This is a genomic window from Mesorhizobium sp. LSJC269B00 (genome assembly GCF_000502815.1).
In the GTDB taxonomy this organism is placed as follows: Bacteria; Pseudomonadota; Alphaproteobacteria; order Rhizobiales; family Rhizobiaceae; genus Mesorhizobium.
Map to the genome: position 1 here is coordinate 328,583 of NZ_AYVN01000002.1, position 18,464 is coordinate 347,046.

At 64.3% G+C, this 18,464-nt stretch carries 11 protein-coding genes; 2 read left to right on the plus strand and 9 right to left on the minus strand.

The annotated features are described in order from the left end of the window. Positions 1–48 precede the first annotated feature (48 nt). Positions 49–612 (minus strand): hypothetical protein, encoded by a 564-nt coding sequence (locus X771_RS158800; protein ID WP_023687008.1) that lies wholly within the window; start codon positions 610–612, stop codon positions 49–51. Positions 613–841: 229 nt separating this feature from the next. Here X771_RS158800 and X771_RS158795 point away from each other — a divergent pair, with 229 nt between their 5' ends. Continuing rightward, entirely contained in the window at positions 842–1,378 is a 537-nt protein-coding gene (locus X771_RS158795) for an OmpA family protein (protein ID WP_023687009.1), read from the plus strand. An 88-nt stretch (positions 1,379–1,466) separates the two neighbouring features. Here the strand turns inward: X771_RS158795 and X771_RS158790 are convergent, their stop codons facing one another. The 8 genes from X771_RS158790 to tagH all read right to left on the minus strand — a co-directional run bounded on the left by X771_RS158790 (position 1,467) and on the right by tagH (position 15,850). Beyond that, positions 1,467–3,080 carry a caspase family protein gene (locus X771_RS158790; RefSeq protein WP_245262525.1) on the minus strand — a complete coding sequence of 538 codons (1,614 nt, stop codon included), beginning with the start codon at positions 3,078–3,080 and terminating at the stop codon, positions 1,467–1,469. A 265-nt stretch (positions 3,081–3,345) separates the two neighbouring features. Then, positions 3,346–5,742, minus strand: coding sequence for a M23 family metallopeptidase (locus X771_RS158785; protein ID WP_023687011.1), 2,397 nt, complete (start codon positions 5,740–5,742; stop codon positions 3,346–3,348). Further along, complete coding sequence (locus X771_RS158780; protein ID WP_023667922.1) at positions 5,739–6,200, minus strand: DUF1036 domain-containing protein; 462 nt, start codon at positions 6,198–6,200, stop codon at positions 5,739–5,741. Before X771_RS158780 ends, X771_RS158785 begins: the two co-directional genes overlap by 4 nt. An 11-nt stretch (positions 6,201–6,211) precedes the next feature. Beyond that, the gene (locus X771_RS158775; protein ID WP_023687013.1) at positions 6,212–8,623 is read right to left on the minus strand and encodes a serine/threonine-protein kinase; all 2,412 of its coding nucleotides are present in this window, start codon (positions 8,621–8,623) and stop codon (positions 6,212–6,214) included. Then, positions 8,620–9,378, minus strand: a complete 759-nt coding sequence (locus X771_RS158770; protein WP_023687014.1) for a protein phosphatase 2C domain-containing protein — start codon at positions 9,376–9,378, stop codon at positions 8,620–8,622. The genes X771_RS158775 and X771_RS158770 overlap by 4 nt, the downstream gene beginning before the upstream one ends. Positions 9,379–9,535: 157 nt before the next feature. After that, on the minus strand, positions 9,536–13,057 hold the full coding sequence (gene tssM / locus X771_RS158765) for a type VI secretion system membrane subunit TssM (RefSeq protein WP_023687015.1): 3,522 nt from the start codon (positions 13,055–13,057) through the stop codon (positions 9,536–9,538). Then, positions 13,054–14,580, minus strand: a complete 1,527-nt coding sequence (tssL, locus tag X771_RS158760; RefSeq protein ID WP_023687016.1) for a type VI secretion system protein TssL, long form — start codon at positions 14,578–14,580, stop codon at positions 13,054–13,056. The genes tssM and tssL overlap by 4 nt, the downstream gene beginning before the upstream one ends. Before the next feature lie 250 nt (positions 14,581–14,830). Further along, positions 14,831–15,850: a type VI secretion system-associated FHA domain protein TagH gene (gene tagH, locus X771_RS158755; protein ID WP_023687017.1), complete on the minus strand. Its 1,020-nt coding sequence runs from the start codon at positions 15,848–15,850 to the stop codon at positions 14,831–14,833. A gap of 271 nt (positions 15,851–16,121) precedes the next feature. On the opposite strand from tagH, the gene tssI reads away from it, so the two are divergent. Beyond that, positions 16,122–18,455, plus strand: a complete 2,334-nt coding sequence (tssI, locus tag X771_RS158750) for a type VI secretion system tip protein TssI/VgrG (RefSeq protein WP_023687018.1) — start codon at positions 16,122–16,124, stop codon at positions 18,453–18,455. Positions 18,456–18,464: the final 9 nt, after the last annotated feature.

Here is an 18,464-nt window from a genome sequence, read left to right on the forward strand (position 1 = left end):
AATGGGTTGGATCAGATTTCAATGAAATCTCATCACGATCCAGAGCAATCAGGCTCGGCGCAGCGCCTCGGTTTCGGCCAGATGGATGCCCATCTCGACAAAGGCGGTGAGCACGGAGAAACGGTCCGCCACCGCAACCCGCGCCAGTCCGGCCAGTATGCCGGCATTGACGGCATGCGCAGCCGGCAGCGGCCGCAGCCTCGACCCGTTGGTCTGCGGCGTCAGGCCATTGATGTGCCGTTGCGCCGCGAGCGCGATCCAGCCGGCAGGCGTGTGCTGCTGCGTCATCGCCGCCCCGGCGACAGCCTCCCGGCGGGTTGCATTGTTGGGGTCGCCGACCCACTCCTGGATCAGTGTCAGCGTTGCGAGGTCCTGCTCTTCGAGCAGCTCGGTCAGATGCCCCAGGCACTCATGGCCCCACCAGATTGCGGCCCGGTCAGGCAGGAGATAGGCGCAAAAGGTAATCGCTTCCTCGGGGATGCGCCCGGCCATCAGCCGGCGGCAGAACTCGAGCGAGGGTTGGTCGGTCGGAACGGCCGTCATGTCCCGGGCGACAGCCGTGTTCGCGGCGAAGAGATCGCGTGCGGTCTGGAATCGAAGCCCGTTGACCATCGCTGCTGTTATCCTTCCCCAGCCCTCACTCAACCCGCCTGCGAGGCGCGGGTCAAGTCTGTCGACCACCACATGTCCATGACGTTGTTCACAGACAAACGCCTCACGGTTTGGTATATTCCACAGCCGACCGTGATCTCGACAGATCATTGTCGAACAGGAAGAGTTGGCCCGGATCCATGGATCGGGCCTGAGTGAAAATCGGATGCTCGAAACGGGAGTAACCGTTATGCAGCGGCACATTTCAGTCTTGGCATTGGCGACCGTGCTTTTCTCGACTCACGTCTATGCCGACCCACTTCAGAAATCGGAAGACATTGTGAAGTTTTTTTCCGGCGCGGCCGATCACGGCGCGGCACGCGGGATTTGTGTCGGCACCGAGGACGAGTGCAAGAGCAAGACCAGCCAGAAAGAAAAGCCTCCGGAGAAGACCGGCCTCGATATGCTGATCAATTTCAGCCTGGATTCGTCCGAGCTCGACGCCAAGGCGCGCAGCGAACTCGACGAATTCGCCAAGGCGCTGAAGGACGATCGGCTGAGCAAGCTGTCCTTCGTCGTCGAAGGCTATACCGACGCATCCGGCTCGGCGACGTACAATGAAGGCCTGTCGCAGCGCAGGGCGCAATCGGTCACCGCCTTCCTCGAATCCAACGGCATCGAATCCACCCGCATCAAGGCGGTCGGTCTCGGCGAGGCCAATCCACGCAATCCCGATCCCTACGATCCCGTCAACCGGCGGGTCGAGATGCGGATCAAGGCGCAGTAGCTTCGCCGGCTGCGTCTTCCGGCCGTCGTCAAACACAACGCCGCGCGTCCAACGGACACGCGGCGTTTTTATTGTTTGACATGATCGATCAGTTCTTGAGCACGCCGCCGACCGCTACGCCGGTGCCGAAGATCAGCGCCTTGGTCAGGAAATCATTGTTGTCCCGCGGCGGCGGTTCATCCTCGCGCACGACCTCGCGGTTGCGCCTTTTCTGCACGAACTGCTGTTGCCGGCGCGGCTTCTGGGCGTACTGCTTCTTGCGTGGCTTTTCCGCCGCGGGCTTCAGCGTGCGGGCCTTCTGCACCACCTGTTTTCTCGGCCTGTCCACGCCGGCCTGGTCGGCCTCATGCTTGGCACGCACGGCCTCCATCATCGGGTCCGTCTGGATAACCAGGAACGCCAGTTGCTCGCGCGTCAGGAAAGTGGTCGGAGGCAGCCCGTTCCCCTCTTGCCAGTCGCCGATCGCTTGCCGGGTCTTGGCGCCGATATTGCCGTCGACGCGGCCAAGCTCGTTGCCCAGCGCCTCGACGCGCAATTGCAGGTCGATGCGGCCCTGGCGATCGAGACCGATCGCGTTCTCCGTCGCCTCGGTGCCCAGCACCTTCTTCATGTCGTCCGAAATGCCGACCGAGGTGCGCACGGCAGAACCCGAGTTCGCTTCGTCCGCAGCAAGCGCGGCGACTTCCCGTTCCTGGGCTTTCGGATCGTTCAGCGCATCGATGTTGAGCCGCGCCACCGTGGCGAAGCGGCCATTCGGGAACTGTTCGAGATAGGCTTCGTAGAATGGCGCGGTGTTGCGCTTCGAGGCCTCGTCCCAAAGCCGCTGCTCGACTTCCCACGAAGGCGGTTCGCTGGTGACGAGAGCAGAAGCGGGCGCTGCCGCGGCGTTCGCGTCATCGGCGGCCGGTTTTACCATCGGTGCGGCTTCGGCGGCCGGTTTGCCGAGGAAGACCTCGCGGCCCAGCGATGCGTTGTGCCATGGCCGCTGGCGGCCTTGCGTGGTCTCGGCCACTTCGCCGCGCACCCGCGTCAGCGCGCTCTGGATCTCGACGCCGGGTTCGGTCAGGTGCCTGGCGAGCGCGGTCGAGTAGGGGCTGTCGACGCCGTTGCCGTCAAAGGCGATGGCGCCCGGGTCGGTGGCATAGGCAATCAGGATGCCGCCGGTGCCGACGCCCTCTGATTTAGGGTCGATCGGCGCCAGGCCGGTGCCCAGCGCGGTGGAGCGGGTCTTCGGCATCGCGGCCGCCAGCGTCCGTGCCAGCGGATTGTCGCGGCAGGCATCGAGGATGATGACGCCGACCGCCGGGTCGGGCGGCAGTGCGGCCATGAAGTCGTCGATCTGGACGGTGCGGGTCTTGAGATAGGCAGGTGACGTCAGTTCGGCGTCGACCGGGATCAAAAAGTTCTTGCCGTCGACCTGCATGCCGTGGCCGGCATAGAAGATGACGGCGAGGTCGGCATCGTAGGACTGCTCGGTGAATTTGCTGATCAGGCTGTGCATGCCGGCATTGTCCTGGTCGACGCCCTCGATCACCTCGAAGCCGGCATTGCGCAGCGTCGATGCGATGAGATGCGCGTCATTGGCCGGATTGGGCAATTCGACGGCATGGACGTATTTGCTGTTGCCGATGACCAGCGCGACGCGTTTGACGCCACCGGCATCCGGCGCCGCCGCCTGGACGGTGCCAAGCGCGGTCAGCATTAACAGAAAAAATCCGCTCAAAAGGACGGCAAACGCTTTCATGGGATCGGCCCTCCGCCCCAATGGGGCGCGTTATTGATGGCTGCGCATGCTAAATTTCACCAGCGACTGTATCGCTTCTGCCAAAATGGCTGTTGGGCGTATGTGATCCCAGCCACAGTTTTGGTTCACAAGGACCCAAAAACCTTCCCAAATATCCGCAAACATACCATTCGCCGGCCTCAGAACCAATCGGCTTGGCGAAAGCCGGGGCGAACTGCCAGCTCTAGCCCGGCTCAAGAGTATTTTGGATCGAGCCGACCAGTGCCGTTATCGCCTGCTTGTATTTTTCGAACTCCGGCGATGTCTGGCGGACTTCCGTCGTCGTCTGCTGGCCCGCATCGGTGGTGGCGGGCGTCGGCAATTTGCGGCCCATCTTCCGTTCCGCCCAGTCGACGACGTAGCTGGCGGTCTTGCCGGCAAGAAACGGGTTGGCCTGGATAACGGACGAGCCGAGCACGGCGCTCAACTGCGCCGATCCCGGCGACGCCAGCACCTGATGGGCGCCTTCCATACCGAGGAAATGGCAGAGATAGAGCCGGCCGGCGGTGATCTGGTGGCCACGCGCCTTGAGATAGGCTTCGCCCTCGCGCGCCAGATTGCGCACCATCTCACGCGAGATGGTGGCGTCGTAGCGCAAAGCGAGCAGGTCTGCGGTCGACAGCGAGCGCGCCAGTTCGGGACGATAGGTGTTCATCATCCGGATCCAGGTCTTGGATATGAACTGGCCGGCGCCTGTCGCCGAAGACAGCGGGTTCTTGGCCCGCGCGCTACCGCCCGATTCGACGTGGACGATACGGTCGGTCAGCGTTTCGACGGCGGGATCGCTGGAAGTGACGGCGATTGCAGCGGTCACTGTTCCGAGCGGATCGATCGCCTGACCGCTCTGATAGAGTTCGAAATGCAAATGTGGCCCGGTCGACAGGCCGGTGGTGCCGATATAGCCGATGATGTCGCCGGCCTTCACCTTGGTGCCGACACCGCTGGCAATGGCGAATTTCGACATATGCGCGTAGCGCGTCTCGCGGCCGCCGCCATGGGCGATCTTGACCACATTGCCGTAGCCGCCGCCGTCGCCCTGGAAGATGATCTCGCCGTCGAAGGCTGCGGCGATCGGGGTCCCCACGGGTGCTGCCCAGTCGACGCCCTTGTGGATGCGAACAACGCCCAGGATTGGATGCTTGCGCGGCCCGAAGGTCGACGTCATGACACCGTTGACCGGCGTCACCATGCCCTTGGCCACCGTCAGCGAGCGCACCTGGTCGTCGCCCGAGACGCAGGAAAACTGGCCGTCGCTCTGCTGGAAAACGAAACAATCGAGGCTCTTTTGCGTGCCTTGGATGCCGACATAGAGCACCCGTCCGTCGGTCTCGTTCTTGCCGCGCGGCGTCTGCGAATAGATCAGCACAAGGCGCTGGTCCTCGCTGGCGAAAGCATCCAGATCCTGTCCGCGCGACAGATACATGATGGCTTCGCCGATGATGCCGCTCGGCACATTGTTGCGGGCCGCCGTCGAGTAGATCGCGTCGAGCAGGCGGTATTGCCGTTTCTGCGTGCCTTCGGTCTCGGCGCCCGAATAATTGAACAGGTCCTCGCGCACCCACGGGTCGACGCCCGACACGAAGGCGCCGGCCGCGTTGCGTGTCAGCGTGCCGACAAAGACGTTCCTGGCGTAGATCGAGACCTGCATCAGCGACATCGTCGTGGTCTCGCGCGTCGGCCTGAAGCCGCGCATCGCCACGACATAGCCAGGCTGCAGGCCGTCCTTGTCGAACAGCGCCTTCAGCCCCTCGCCGGCAAGCTTTGCGTCGTCGGCGGAAAAATGCGCATCGAGCGCCACGCTGTCCAGGCTGCGGTCGTTGAGGATTTTCACGAAAATGTCCTGGGTCGCCTCGAAGCGCTGGTATTCCGAGCTGACGGTGGCAACGCTGGTGTTGTTTTCGACCGGTGTCTTCTGAAAGGCGGGGAGTGCTGCTTCGCCCTCACCGATGGTCTCGCCCCAGCCGGCCTCGGGGTCATCGGCCGCCGCCGATGCACCCGGAGCGGTCTGCGGGTCAGGAGCTGGGCCGGAGGCCGCCGGAGCCCCGTCCGCGCCGGGCGATGGTTGAAGATCGTTCTGCAGGTCATTCTGCGGATCGTTGGGTTCGGCGGGTGGCGCGACCGCGGTCTTCCGCTGCGCCTGAAAGAAAGCGAAATCCTCTTGCGTCGACGGGATCGTCGTCATGAATTTTTCGCTGGCGCTCAGCATCACGTCGGAGAGAACCATGATCTGAGGGGAGATGCCGGCCTGGTCGAGCTCCGTCGGGCGCGGCATCCCGCGGCTCTTGGCGGCGCCGGCCTCCGGCGCCAGTGTGATCCACATCGGGTCGCCGGCAAGGTCGATGATGGCCGGCACATAGACCGATGCGTCGGCCGGTACGTCGTCCGAGCCTTCGACGGCGTGCAGTTCCTCGTCCTCGTCGCCAAACGACCAGTAGTCGGCGGTGAGATAAAAGCCGGTGGCAATCGCGGCAAGGGCGATTGTCGCCAGGCCAGCCGCCAGCCCGATCCAGGTCCTGCGCCTGCGCAGCGCGGCGCGCGCCTGCTTCTTTGCTCTGAAGCTGGTGTCGATGCTGTGCGTCACGGCGCGCTTCCGGTCAGGAAGAAGGTCCAGCGCACCTGTTCCTGCGTGTCGACTTCGAGAAACTTCGCCGCGATATGGCCGCGCTGCCAGCATTCATCGATGCCACGGATCGAGAACCGCCGCCGCTCGATGCACATGTCGGTGGAGCCTGCCAGGATGGCGTGGCCGAAGACATCCGTCGCGTAGATGTAGATGTAGCGGTTGGTCAGCTCCTCGCGAATGACGTTGACGCATTGATTGGCGCCGATGGTCCACCAGCCATCGGTCTGGTCGGCATCGTCGACCTTCTGACCGACGGCAAGATTGACGACGTCGAGCGTCTGGTTGCAGACGGTGAATTCGGCACGCGCCTGCCCGGTGGAAAGAAGCGCCAGCAACAGCGTCGCGACCGCGCTCGCGGCGAGCTTCACGCGCACGTTCCGGGCAAGCAGGACGGGATCTCGGCGACGGCGTTGCATCGGCGTCGGTGCTAGCCGCCGAGGCGGAAGTATTTGGCGGTCGCCGAAAATGCCGAACTCCTGGCGCCGATCTCGTCGAGGATCCTGGGCAACAGCACCGAGGCCGGCGTCGGCGTTGTGAAGTCCGCCGCCTTTATGTCCTGCGGCCCGGTGATCACCATGATGATCTGCGGCAACGCCTTGCCTGCCGCCTTGTCGGCGGCGCCGAGTCCGATCGGGATCGAGAAGGTCGCCTTGTCGGCTTGTACGACAACATGATCGTCGAGGTTGAAGGCGATGCCCCTGTGGTCGATCAGGAACACGCTCGACACCAGCCCGCCATGCGTCATCAGCGTGCCGTCGATCGGCGAGCCGTCCGGCACCGATGTCTGGTCGAGGACAAGCTGCGGCCTGTCGGCCGTGCTCGCGCCCATGAAACGCAGGAAGCCGGTGATCCCGCATTGCGGGGGCTGGATAAGGCGGACGCTGATATCCGGCTCGACATGGAACTTCGCCTGGAATTCCCCAAGCAACTGTTCGAAGGGTGGCACCGACGTGCCGAAGCCCTCGATCGCGACACCCTTGTCGGTGGCCGACGTCACCGTCGCATAAAAACAGTCACCACCATTGAAGGCGCGTACCCAGGTGGCCCGCTCCGCGGCCGCATCGGCCGGTGGCGGCACCTCCGGCTTGGGCACGTTCATGGCAATTTCGGGCTCTGCCGGCTTGTCGGCCTGCTCACCGCTGGCGATATCCGGCTGGCTTGGCTTGGGCTCCGCGGTCGATTCAGGCGCCTGCGTGTCCGGCTTGGGCGCCTGCGCGGCCGGTTCAGGGGCCTGCGCCTTGGGCTCGGCCGCTTGAGCGGTGGGTTCCGGCGCCGGTGCTGTGGGCGTGGGTGCCTCGGCCGTCGGTTCAGGTGTTTGCGTGGCCGGCGCTGTCGCCTTGGGCTCTACCGGCGCGCTGACAGGCTCCGGGTTCTTCGCGGCATCGGGCTTCGACGGGCCGGATGGCGGTTGCAGCGCGACGGTCTTGTCGGTCGGTTCGGCCGGCTGCGGGGCCGTAGCGCTCGACGCGACTGGTGGCGTCGGCTGCGGCTCGACCGGCGCTTTGGCCTGATCTTCAGCCGCAGTCTCCGCTGGTTGCGTCTTTGGCACCGTCTTCTCGACCGGCGCAGTGTCCGGAACGGGCTTGTCAGCGACGATCGGCTTTGTCAGTTCGGGTTGGAGCGGCTTGCCGGTGTCGGTGACGCGAGGCCGGTCTCCGAATCCCACGATACCCGATGCATAGAGCCCTCCAAGCGATACCACGGCCACCGCCGACAGCACCGCGATCGTCAGATTTCTGCCTGTAGTAGCACGCTTCGGCGGTGTGCTTGCTCGTCTGGGAGTTTCAGCAGCCGGTTTCGGCTGCGACAGGTGCGCTGGGCGCACGTGCGGCACGAAAGACGGCTCCGCCGTGCCGCTTGGCGGGGCCGAACCGAAGCCTTGGGCCGGCGAGTCCCCGATCTTCGAAACAGGCCCGGCGGTTTGCCCGGTTCGCGGCAGGCCGGGCCGGGGCGCAAGCGAGGCCGGCGGCAAGGTCGCGTCGCTGTCGTCGCGCGTCAACCGGGCGATTTCGGCCATGCTGGCCGGTCGATCATCCGGGTCAGGCTGCAGCATCGCTTCGACAATGTCCCTGAAATCGGCATTGATGCCGGAGAGATCAGGCACGGTCCGCCGTTTTTCGACGATCTCGTATTGCGAGCCGCCCATGTCGATCGGCTTGCCGCGCAGCGCCGCCGCCAGCACCAGCCCCAGGCTGTAGATGTCGGACTGTTCGCTGACCTCGCCGCCATAGAGCCCGAGCTGCTCGGGAGAAACATAGTTGTATTTTCCGGCGAACTTGCCGCCGATCAGCGTCTCGCCACCGACCGCGGCCGATCGCGCAATGCCGAAATCGATGATTTTTGCCCGCTCGACCCGGCCTCCCGGCAGGATGATGTTGTCGGGCGAAAGATCGCGGTGGATGGCGCCGGCCTGGTGCACGGCGCTCAGGCCCGAGGCCAGCCGGTGGCACAGTTTGCGCACATCCGGAGTCGCCATCGCCCCGCCGCGCATGATGTCGTAGAGCGACTGGCCGTCGACGAATTCCATCGCCAGATAGGGCCGCCCGATGCCGGGATCTATGGTGAAGACGTGGTAGCGCACGACCGCGTCATGCGACAGATGGTTGAGGATCGAGGCTTCCTTGCGAAACAGCGACAGGATCGTCTGATCGCGGGCGAATTCCGGCAGCACGATCTTGATCGCGACATGATCGCCGGTCTGGATGTTGTGGCCGCGATAGACTTCGCCCATGCCGCCCGACGCGATGCGTTCGTCGAGCTCGTAGATGCCGCTGAGCTGCGTGCCGACGCTGGTATCCGCCATGTTGGGCAATAGCCGGGTCTTGTCGTCGGAGCTCATCGGTCGTGGCCTCCTGCTCGGGACAGGCCATTGCCTTTGTCTCTGATCTTGACCAGAACGATGGTGACGTTGTCGGTGCCGCCGCGCTCAAGCACCATGGAAAGCAGCTTTTCGCAGGCAGCCTGCGGCGCTGCCGAGAGCACTGCTGCCGCAATTTCCGCGTCGCTGACATGCGCCGTCAGCCCGTCCGTGCTGAGGATGAAGATGTCGCCGGCAAGGGTCTCTCCCTGCTGGAAGTCGATGGCGATTTCGTCGTTGACGCCGATGGCGCGGGTGATGACGTTGCGGCGCGGCCAGTTCTCCGCTTCGGCTGCGCTGATCGCGCCGCTGTCGAGCAGTTCCTGCACCTCGGTGTGGTCGCGCGAAATCTGCGAGATCGCGGCGTTGCGCACGAGATAGACGCGGCTGTCGCCCGACCACAGGCAGGCGAACCTGCCGTCCATGGCCAGCAGTGCGGCAACGGTGGAGCCGATGGTCACGCCGCGTGAGCGCGAAATCCGGCGAATCTCGGCATGCGCCCGGTTCAGCCGATCCTCAAAGCGGGCGCGCAGATCCGGCGCCGAACTGGCGATGCCGATCGTCGCCAGATGCTCGACAATGCTTGCCGAAGCGACTTCTCCGGCCTCGTGCCCGCCCATGCCGTCGGCCACCACCCAGAGGCCGATCTGCGGCTCGACCAGAAAGCTGTCCTCATTGTGGTCGCGCACGCAGCCCTTGTGGCTCACGCCGTAGCTCTCAAAGGCGGCATCGTTCACTTGCCTACGCTCCGCAACGCCTTGGCTGACGTGCCTGGCCAGTCTGCCACAGCCCCATTCATTAGAGTATCGAAATCTAAGCCGCTGATGACGGACGGTGTGGTGCCGCCGCTGTCTCTGCGTCCTGCAATCTTTGGTCCTGCCATGCAATTCCCCATCAGAAAGCCTTCGGACAGCTGAACGCGGAGAGCGCCGGCAGCGTGAACGGATTACCGTCCTCCCCGGTCTTGATCGTGTAGGCGACATCGCGCCCGCCGATGAGGAAATGCGCTTCGAGACTGTCGCCATTGGCGGTGACCTGCCCCTTGTCCAGCAATCGTTTCAACGCCCAGGGACCGTCGAACTTGATTGCGGACTCGCGGCCGGGCAGCTCCGGCGTCAGGCTGAGACTGGCCGAACCGGTCTTGCCCGGCCACGGAATCAGGCCCGGCGTGTTGCCGGCTTGGGTGGCCTGCAGCACCTGGCCGTCGATATTGAGCAGCGCCATGTCGGCATCGCCATGCAGCGACAGCGGCGTGAAGGTGATGTTGATCGACGGCACCGGCCCGCCGAGCGGAAAGAAAGCCGCGCGGATTTGTGCCGCGAGCTGAAAGTTCTTCAGCGTCGATTTCGCCAGATTGCGGCCGAACCTGGTGTCCTGTTTCCAGTCCCAGTCCTGGCCGCTCATGTCGACCAGCGACGCCAGGTTCTGCGCGAAAAACCGGTCGAGAACCCCGCCCGGAGAAAACAATCTGGCAAAATCCGCCATGGCGACATCGTCGGTGCCGGCGGGGGCGAATGGAAAGCGCCCGGCAATCACCTCTTCGCACGGACGGCCGACGGTCTCCTCCAGCATCTCGTTGAGACGCGTGGTCGATGTTTCGGCGACGGTGCCCTCGAAATCGTCCGCCGCCGCGCTCACCATCCTGGCCAGCGCCTTCGGCAGCCGCGAAGCATTGGCGCGCAACGTCGAGATCTGCAGCTGCAGATTGGCGTTGGCCTGGTCCGTCTGGGCGGGGACATCGGCGGCCAGCCGCACGCTCTGATAGATTTCGCGGAAATTCTGGGTGAGAGCGTCGAGCGGCCGCTGCCCCGGCGCCCCGGCCACCAAAGCCTGGAAAGACCGGAACTGGGCTTCGATGTTGGCGCCGGGATCCTGGTTCTGCGTACTGACAAAGGCGGTCCCGGCCCTGCTCTGCGATTTGCGCGCTGCAAGCTCGATGCCGATGCGGGCGAGGCCCTTGGCGCGTGCCGCGATTTCCTGGCCGCTGTCTTGAGACGGCGCAGCCGGATTGCGCTCTTGCGTCAAAGCTGTTTCGCGCGCGATCGCCTCGAACAGCTGCATCAGCGGCGAACTCGGTGATCCCGCTGCGGACAGCGCCAGATATTGCGGTTTGTCGGCGGCCATTGCCTTGAACTTCAACCTGTCGAGCACCTCGTTCCACGCCGCCGCAAAGCCCTTGCCATAGCGATCGAGCAGCTCCGGGCCGAGCTTGAGCAATTCCTGGTCGAAACCGCCTTGCTCGCCGCTCGAGCCGATCACCCATTGATCGTCGACCAGCGCCTGCGCGCTCCTGGCAAGTTGCGCCAGATAGAAGTCGAAGCCGGCATGGGTGTAGAGACCGGGGACGCGAAGGCCGGCGAGATCGTTTCCGTCATTGCGCTCGAACAGCATCGGCGCCTCCGCGCCGGCTTGCGATGACACCGAAAAATCGTCCAGCGCCGCCGCATAGGTGGCCGACTGGATGAGCGCGGTGGCGCGATCGGCAAGGCTCATGCGGCCGAGCGAGCGCTGGGCGGATTCGACCAGCGCGCGGTTGAGTTCGAACGAGGGATCCTGGTCATCGTCGAGCGCCAGCATGGCGCGCAAATGCTTCTCCAGTTGCGCCCGGCCGTCGCGATTGTGGGCGCCGGGATAGCGGTTCTGTTCCCAGTCCCGCTTCAGCCAGGTGACGACCAGCTCGTCATCCACTTTCGGCGCCTTGCCGCCCAGCATCAGGTAAATCTTCAACGGCTCGTATAGCGCCATCGGATCGGCCATCCTGGCCTCGATCGTGCGTTCGAGCTGGAACAGCAGGCGCGAGCGGAACATGCGCTCCAGCCCCTGCCGGTAGGCAGTCTCGGAAGCCGAAAGGATACGCTCACGCTGGCTGAGGCCGAACGTCGCCGTGGCCGGGGTGGGCTGGTCTCTCGTATCGTAGCCGGCCGGCAGGCCGCGCAGCGCATCGAGCGCGCCGATGACGGTTTCGAGGTCGGCATCCAACACCGTCGTGCTGGCCAGCAGCGGCGCGGCTGTCGCGCGGTATTGGCCTGCCGCCTGGCCGGTCGCGGCGACCAGCGATTTGTTGGTCGTAAAGCTCAGGCCGAGAACGCCAAGCGCGGCGATCGCTATGGCCGCGATCGCTGTCAGGCCGGCGTAGCGGGCGATCGCAACGCGCCTGTCGGCCGCCCTGTCATAGGACACCCAGCCGGACTCGGCGAAAATGACGCGGCTCAACAGATCGTGCAGGAAGAAGCTTTTGCCGGTGCCGGAAAGATGCGCCTGGGCATTCCTGCCGAAACTGCGGCCTATGCTGCCCAGCAACTGGTCGATCGGCGTGCCTTCCTGCGTGCCGGAAGAAAAATACAGGCCGCGCAGGGGGGCGTTCAGCTGCTTGCGCGTCGGCTCGAAAACGCCCTCGAGGAAATGCACGATCCGGCCTTTCAGCGCACCGAGCTGCGCGGCGAAGCCGAAAATGGCGATGCGCGCGACCGGATCGGTCTCCGCCTGCAGCCGCTCGCTCATCTCTTCGGTCAGGCGCTTCACCAGTGCGTCGAATTCGGCTGGCGCTTCTGCGACCATGTTCAGGCCGCGCTCGGCGGTCTGGAAGGTCGCGCCCCACACCTTGCGCCGGCGTGCTTCGTCGAAACCGCCGAAATATTCCATGAATCCGGAGACCAGGTCGGCCTTGGTGAACAGCACGTAGACGGGAAAGCGGACCTTCAGGACCTCGTGGATTTCCTGCAGGCGGCTGCGGATCTCGGCGACACGAGCCGCCTGCTCGCCGTCCGCCATCATATCGGCAAGGCTGATCGCCAGGATGACGCCATTGATCGGCTGACGCGTCCGGTGCCGCTTGAGCAGCGACAGGAACGCCAGCCAGCTTTTGCTGTCGGTCCCTGCATGGGAATCCTGCGTCGTGTAGCGCCCGGCCGTGTCGATCAGCACCGCCTCGTCGGTGAACCACCAGTCGCAATTGCGCGTGCCGCCGACGCCTGCCACCGGGTGCGCTTGGCCCGACCCGGCAAGCGGAAAGTTCAGGCCGGAATTGACCAGCGCGGTGGTCTTGCCGGCGCCCGGCGGGCCGATGACGATGTACCAGGGCACGTCGTAGAGGAAGTTGCGCTTGCCGCTCGATTGCCTGAGCGTCGCGACCGCTTCGTTCATGCGAGCTTCCAGCACCTTTGCATCGCTGCCGTCATCCTCGGCGCTGGCCATGGCGGCCTCCAGCGCCTTCTGCGCCTTGCGCCTGCGCCAGAACCGGATTGCATAGATGATCGCCACCGTTCCGACGACGATGCCGATGATCGCTGCCCGCAGCCAGATGGGATCCAACGGCCGGGCCCCGGCAAAGCGGATTAACGGGCCGGCGTACCAGACCGCGGCTGCAAAGCCGGCGAGCGCGAGCGCGCTGAAGATGCGCAGCAGCCAGCCGGTCACAGCATCTCCTCCCGCGGGATCATTACATCGACACGGCGGTTTTTGGCGCGGCCCTCCGGCGTTGCATTGTCGGCGATGGGCTCGTCCTCGCCCTTGCCCTCGACCTTTGTCCGCGACGGATCGCTGAAATGCGCTGCGATCATCTTTTCCACCGACTGGGCACGTGCGACGGAGAGGTCGAAATTCGATTTGAAGGCGCTGGTCTTCTTCGGTTTGACGTTGTCGGTGTGGCCGACGATCCGGATCGGCCCGCGCTCCGCATCGAGAGCCGCCGCGATGCTGGCGGCCACCGGCTCGAACTCCGGTTTGACCTCGGCTCGTCCCGACTGGAACAGCAGGGCGTTGCTGATTTCCACGATGATGAAATCACCCTTGGTGCCGACGCTGACGCCGCCGGCTTCGATCTCCTTGGCCAACGCAGTGCGGATGCGATCGACCTGCGCAATCGTCGTTGGCGCTGCGACGACCTTCACCTCCTCGGTCAGCGGGACGAAGCCGGTGCGCTCGATGGTGACCGGCGTCGCCGGATTGAGCGCCAGCAACTCGCCGGCAATAGCCTCGCCATCATTGGTGATGAGGACCCGCAGCGTGAAAAAGGCTGCGGTCAAGCCCGCTGCGGTTGCAGCGGCTATGGCCCAGAGCGGAACCCGCCTGGAGCCTTGCGCCGATGTGACCGACAAGCCTTGCCAGCGCGGCGAGATGTCGTCGTCACCGAGGACGCGGAAATAGGCTGATGTCTCGTAGACGTCGCGGCGGACCCGTTCGAGGCTCTCGCGCGGCTGGCCGCGATACTGGCCTTCGAAGCCAAGCGACAGGCAGACATGCATCAGCTCGATGAGATTGCGATGAGGTTCCGGCGTCGCCAGCACCGTGTTCAGCGCCTGGAAAAAACCGGCGCCGGTGGGTTTGACCTGGAAGAAGCGCTGCAGCATGGCGTGCTGTGCCCACGCATCCCGGCTGGAACCGGGCAGATTGGCGACGATATCGTCGGCGGTTTCGCAAAGCACATAGCTGGCGATGCGCGCATCCTCTTCCGAGGTATCGGTCCTGGCGATCTTGCGGTCGAAATCCTCGATCAAGCCGGCGACATGCTGCGCCAGCGGCTCGGCCGGTCTTTCGACAGCCATCAGCCGCAGATGCCCAAGCAGTATCAGCAAGGGCGCCGCGGCAGCGACGATCGGGTTGGCCGCGCCATAATCGACGGCATCGCTGGCGCCGAGCAGCGCATCCCATGGCGTTTTCCCCGCCGTCCCGGCTGAGCCGTGAACGGGCGGATCGGCCGGCGCGTTGGCGAAGGGCGTTCCCTGATAGATCACCGTCCCCGTGACGTCGGACGGCGGCTGGCGGCCGGCGTTGGGATCGAAAACCGTGGGTTCCGGGACGCTGGCAGGGGCGATCACCGTACTGCCGGGGGCCGGCGCATCGCGGGCGAGAACCGTCTTTTGCTTGCGGCCGGGATTGGGGCGGCTGGGGCGGATGACGGTTTTGCCGGTCGGATCGAAAGGATCATCCTTCGAGCTCATCGCCGATCCCTGCCTCTACGCCCGCGCGCCGCGATGCACAGCGCCATGTCCGCGCAAACGCGGACCGCAGGACGCTATCTCGCCGTGACATGACATGTGCCGCAGACCCCCGAGGTCGACCAACCGTACCCGCGTGCTCAATCGTCGTATGTGATCGTAGTCTCAGAAGGTTGCGATGGAAACCCGGCGCAATTTTGGTGGCCGGCCCGTGCTCGGGTCGCCTTCACGGTGTCTTCAGCGGTGCGCGGGCTTAGCCCTTGCCGGTCTTCTGTTTGGCGGCCTTGGCATAGGCTTCACTGAAATAGGTGAGGAATATGTCCAGCATGCCGTTCTCGTGCGCTTCCTCCTTGGCCCGCCAGGTCGCGACCAGCGCGTCCCAGGCGCGCGTTTTCTTCGAGGCAAAGGAGGATGGCGGCAGTTTTTTCGCAATCGCCTCGGGCGACAGATCGTCAAGCAACCGCGACAGCGCTGCCTGCATGGCGGCGAAGGTGGCGAATTCATGTGTTTTGAGGTCGTGGAAAGCGTCTTCGATGCTGTGCCTGGCATCGAGATAGCCGGCCCTGCGCCGCGCGAACATGATGTCGAGGATTTCGTCTGTCCCGGGCACGAACTTTAGCGGATTGTTGTCGGCGGAATTGATCATGGTCCGGTCGCTGGTCTTGGCCAGGACTTTTGCAGCGGCGCGCGCCTTCAACAGCAACACCAGCTCGTCGACGACGATGCGCAGCACCGCGCCGATCTCGCCGGCCACCTCCTGCGGCTGGCGCAGCAAAAGCACCTCTGGCGGAATGCCGGCGCCGGCGGCAATCGCGCGCAGGATCTCGTCGGCTTGCTGCGGCCGGCTGGAGAGCGAAGCGGGCGGCGCGGTCGGTGACCGTGGCGATGCGGCATGGTCTGGAAAGGATCCAACGGGCATCTGCCGTTGCGTCGAACCATGGCCACCGAAGGCTGGGTTCCCATCATCGATCGATACCGAGACGATATAGCGGCCGATCCGGAGCCGGTCACCTTGCGCCAACCGGTGCGGGTCGGTCAGGCGCTGGCTCGACCCGTTGACGAATGTGCCGTTGCGCGAGACGTCGTGGAGAAAAAAAGCGCCGCCTTCGTAGCGGATTTCGCAATGCCGGCCGGAGATGAACTTGTCCGGATCGGGCAAGGTCCAGGCACAGTTCTCCCGCCCTATCTCGAAGCCGCGGTCGCGCGATGCGTAGCCGGGCGGCAGCCCGGCAGGCAGGACATCGACATTGCTGATCTGCAGACTGATGAACATGCGCTATGGACCGTCGACCGCTGCCGTTTCCATTGATCCGATGTGCCACAGTCTAGCAGCTTGCGGGCACAGCGGGAGAGCGGCGTTTCACACTGGCGAAAGCGGCGCAAACAGCAACGGCCTGCCGCTTGTCCTCTTTGGTCTGCCATAGAACATGTGGTAGGCTCAACATGGCTTGGGTGGCAAGTTGCGAAATATCCCTGAACGTGAGGTCGTTAACACAAGAAGGGCTTCGAACCTGCCACACTAGCGCTCAGGAGGGGCACGACCCATGCCGAGTGAACAACGCGCCGCGCTTGTGCAGACGCCGGTCGGCGCCGAGCTGTTGACCTTTACGCATCTCGTCGGCCGCGACGAGATCAGCCGGTGCCTTGCCTACACCGTTGGATTTGTTTCGACCAATGCCGATATCGACCCGCTGAAGATGCTGGGCGGCGCCGTTTCGATCGAAGGCGAGGCCGACCCCAAGCGCTGGTTCAGCGGCCTCATCGCCGAGTTTCGCCTTACCCGCATCGAAGATCGGCTGGCTCACTACGAGGCGGTCGTCAGGCCGTGGCTGTGGTTCCTCGGCAATACCACCGACTGCCGCATTTTCCAGGACAAGACTGCCGTCGAGATCGTGGAGGAGATCTTCTCCAAATATGGCGGCATCGCCAAGTTCGAGAAGCGCTTGCAAGGCTCCTATCCGCCGCGCGAATATTGCGTGCAGTACGACGAGAGCGACCTCGATTTCATGCAGCGGCTGCTCGAGCACGAAGGCATCATGTACTTCTTCGAGCATGCCGAGGGTGAGCACACACTGATCCTGGCCGACGCCATGAGCAAGCTCAAGCCGGCGCCGGGCTATGAGACGGTGCTCTATCAGTTCGAAGGGCAGGGCTCGCGCCGCGACGTCGAATACATCACCGACTGGATTCCAGGCAGCGCGGTGCGCCCCGGCGCCTATGCCCACACCGATTATGACTTCGAAAAACCCGCCGCCGATTTGATGGCGAAGTCGGCGCAGCCCTTCGGCCACAAGCAGGCCGCGGGCGAGAACTATCGCCACCCCGGCGCGCATCTGGAAGTCGGGCGCGGCGACAGCCTGGCGGCGATCAGGCGCGAAGAAATCCAGGCGCCGCATATGCGCATTGCCGCTGTCGGCACCGTGCGCGGCCTGTTCTCCGGCTGCACCTTCAAGCTCGACGGCTTTCCGCGCGACGACCAGAACAAGGAGTATCTGGTGATCAGCGCCGAGTACCGGCTGTTCGATCCGGGCTATCGCGCCGGCGTCGACACCGATGGCGAGAATTTCAAGGTGGTGCTCGGTGTGGCGCCGACCTCAGTTGCTTATCGGCCGCCGCGCATCACGCCAAGGCCGATCATGCGCGGGCCGCAGACGGCGACCGTGGTCGGTCCGTCCGGCGAGGAGATCTTCACCGACAAATATGCCAGGGTGAAGGTGCAGTTCCACTGGGACCGCCTCGGCAAGAAGGACCAGAAGAGCTCCTGCTTCGTGCGGGTGTCGCAGACCTGGGCCGGCAGCGGCTGGGGCTTCATCCAGATCCCGCGCATCGGCCAGGAAGTGATCGTCGATTTCATCGAAGGCAATCCCGACCTGCCGATCATCACCGGCCGGGTCTACAACGCCTCGCAGATGCCGCCCTACGGGCTGCCCGGCAACGCCACGCAATCGGGCTGGAAGTCCAACTCGTCGAAGGGCGGTGGCGGCTACAACGAGCTGATGTTCGAGGACAAGGCCGGCTCCGAACTGGTCAACTTCCAGGCGCAGAAGGACCACCACCTTCTGATCAAGCACGACCGCAACAAGACGGTGCAGCACGACCAGTCCGACCGCATCGACCACGACGCCAAGCACTCCGTCGGCCACAACCTCGACGAGGACGTCGGCAACAACAAGACGGTCAAGGTCGGCGTCGACCAGACGACGAATATCGGGTCGAACGACACCGAGACGGTCGGCAAGAACCGCTCGCTGACGGTGGGGGTCGATGAAACGATCGGCATCGGTTCGAACTCCACCGAGACGATCGGCGCCAATCACACGCAGACCGTGGCGATTGTGCAGACGGTGACCGTTGGCGCAGCACGCGTCGATAGCGTTGGTGCATCCGAAACCCGAACCGTTGGTGGTCCACAAACGAACACGATCGGCGCGACGCGGTCGGTCACTGTCGGCGCAGCGCAAAGTCATACGATTGGCGCGGCAGACAAATGGCAAATCGGCGCCGCGCAGACGGTTGACGTCGCCGCCGACCAGAGTTTTACTGTCGGTGGGGCCCATTCCTCGCAGGTTGGCAAGGCGCGTCTGGCCAAGATTGCGGCGGACGAGGGGATCGAAGTCGGCGGGGCCTATTCGTTAAAAGTAGCCAAGGCAAGCAGTGTCATCGTCGGCGAAGATGGCGTGATGAAATTCGGCAAGAAGCTGTACATCGAGGCGACCGACGAGATTACGCTCAAATGTGGCGACGCCAGCATCATCCTCAAGAAGGACGGCACAATCAGCCTCAAGGGCAAGGACATAAGGCTCGACGGCAGTGGCGACATCGACGTGAAGGCCGACGGCAAGACCAAGATCAAAGGCAGCAGTGTTCACAACAATTGAGGGCGAAGC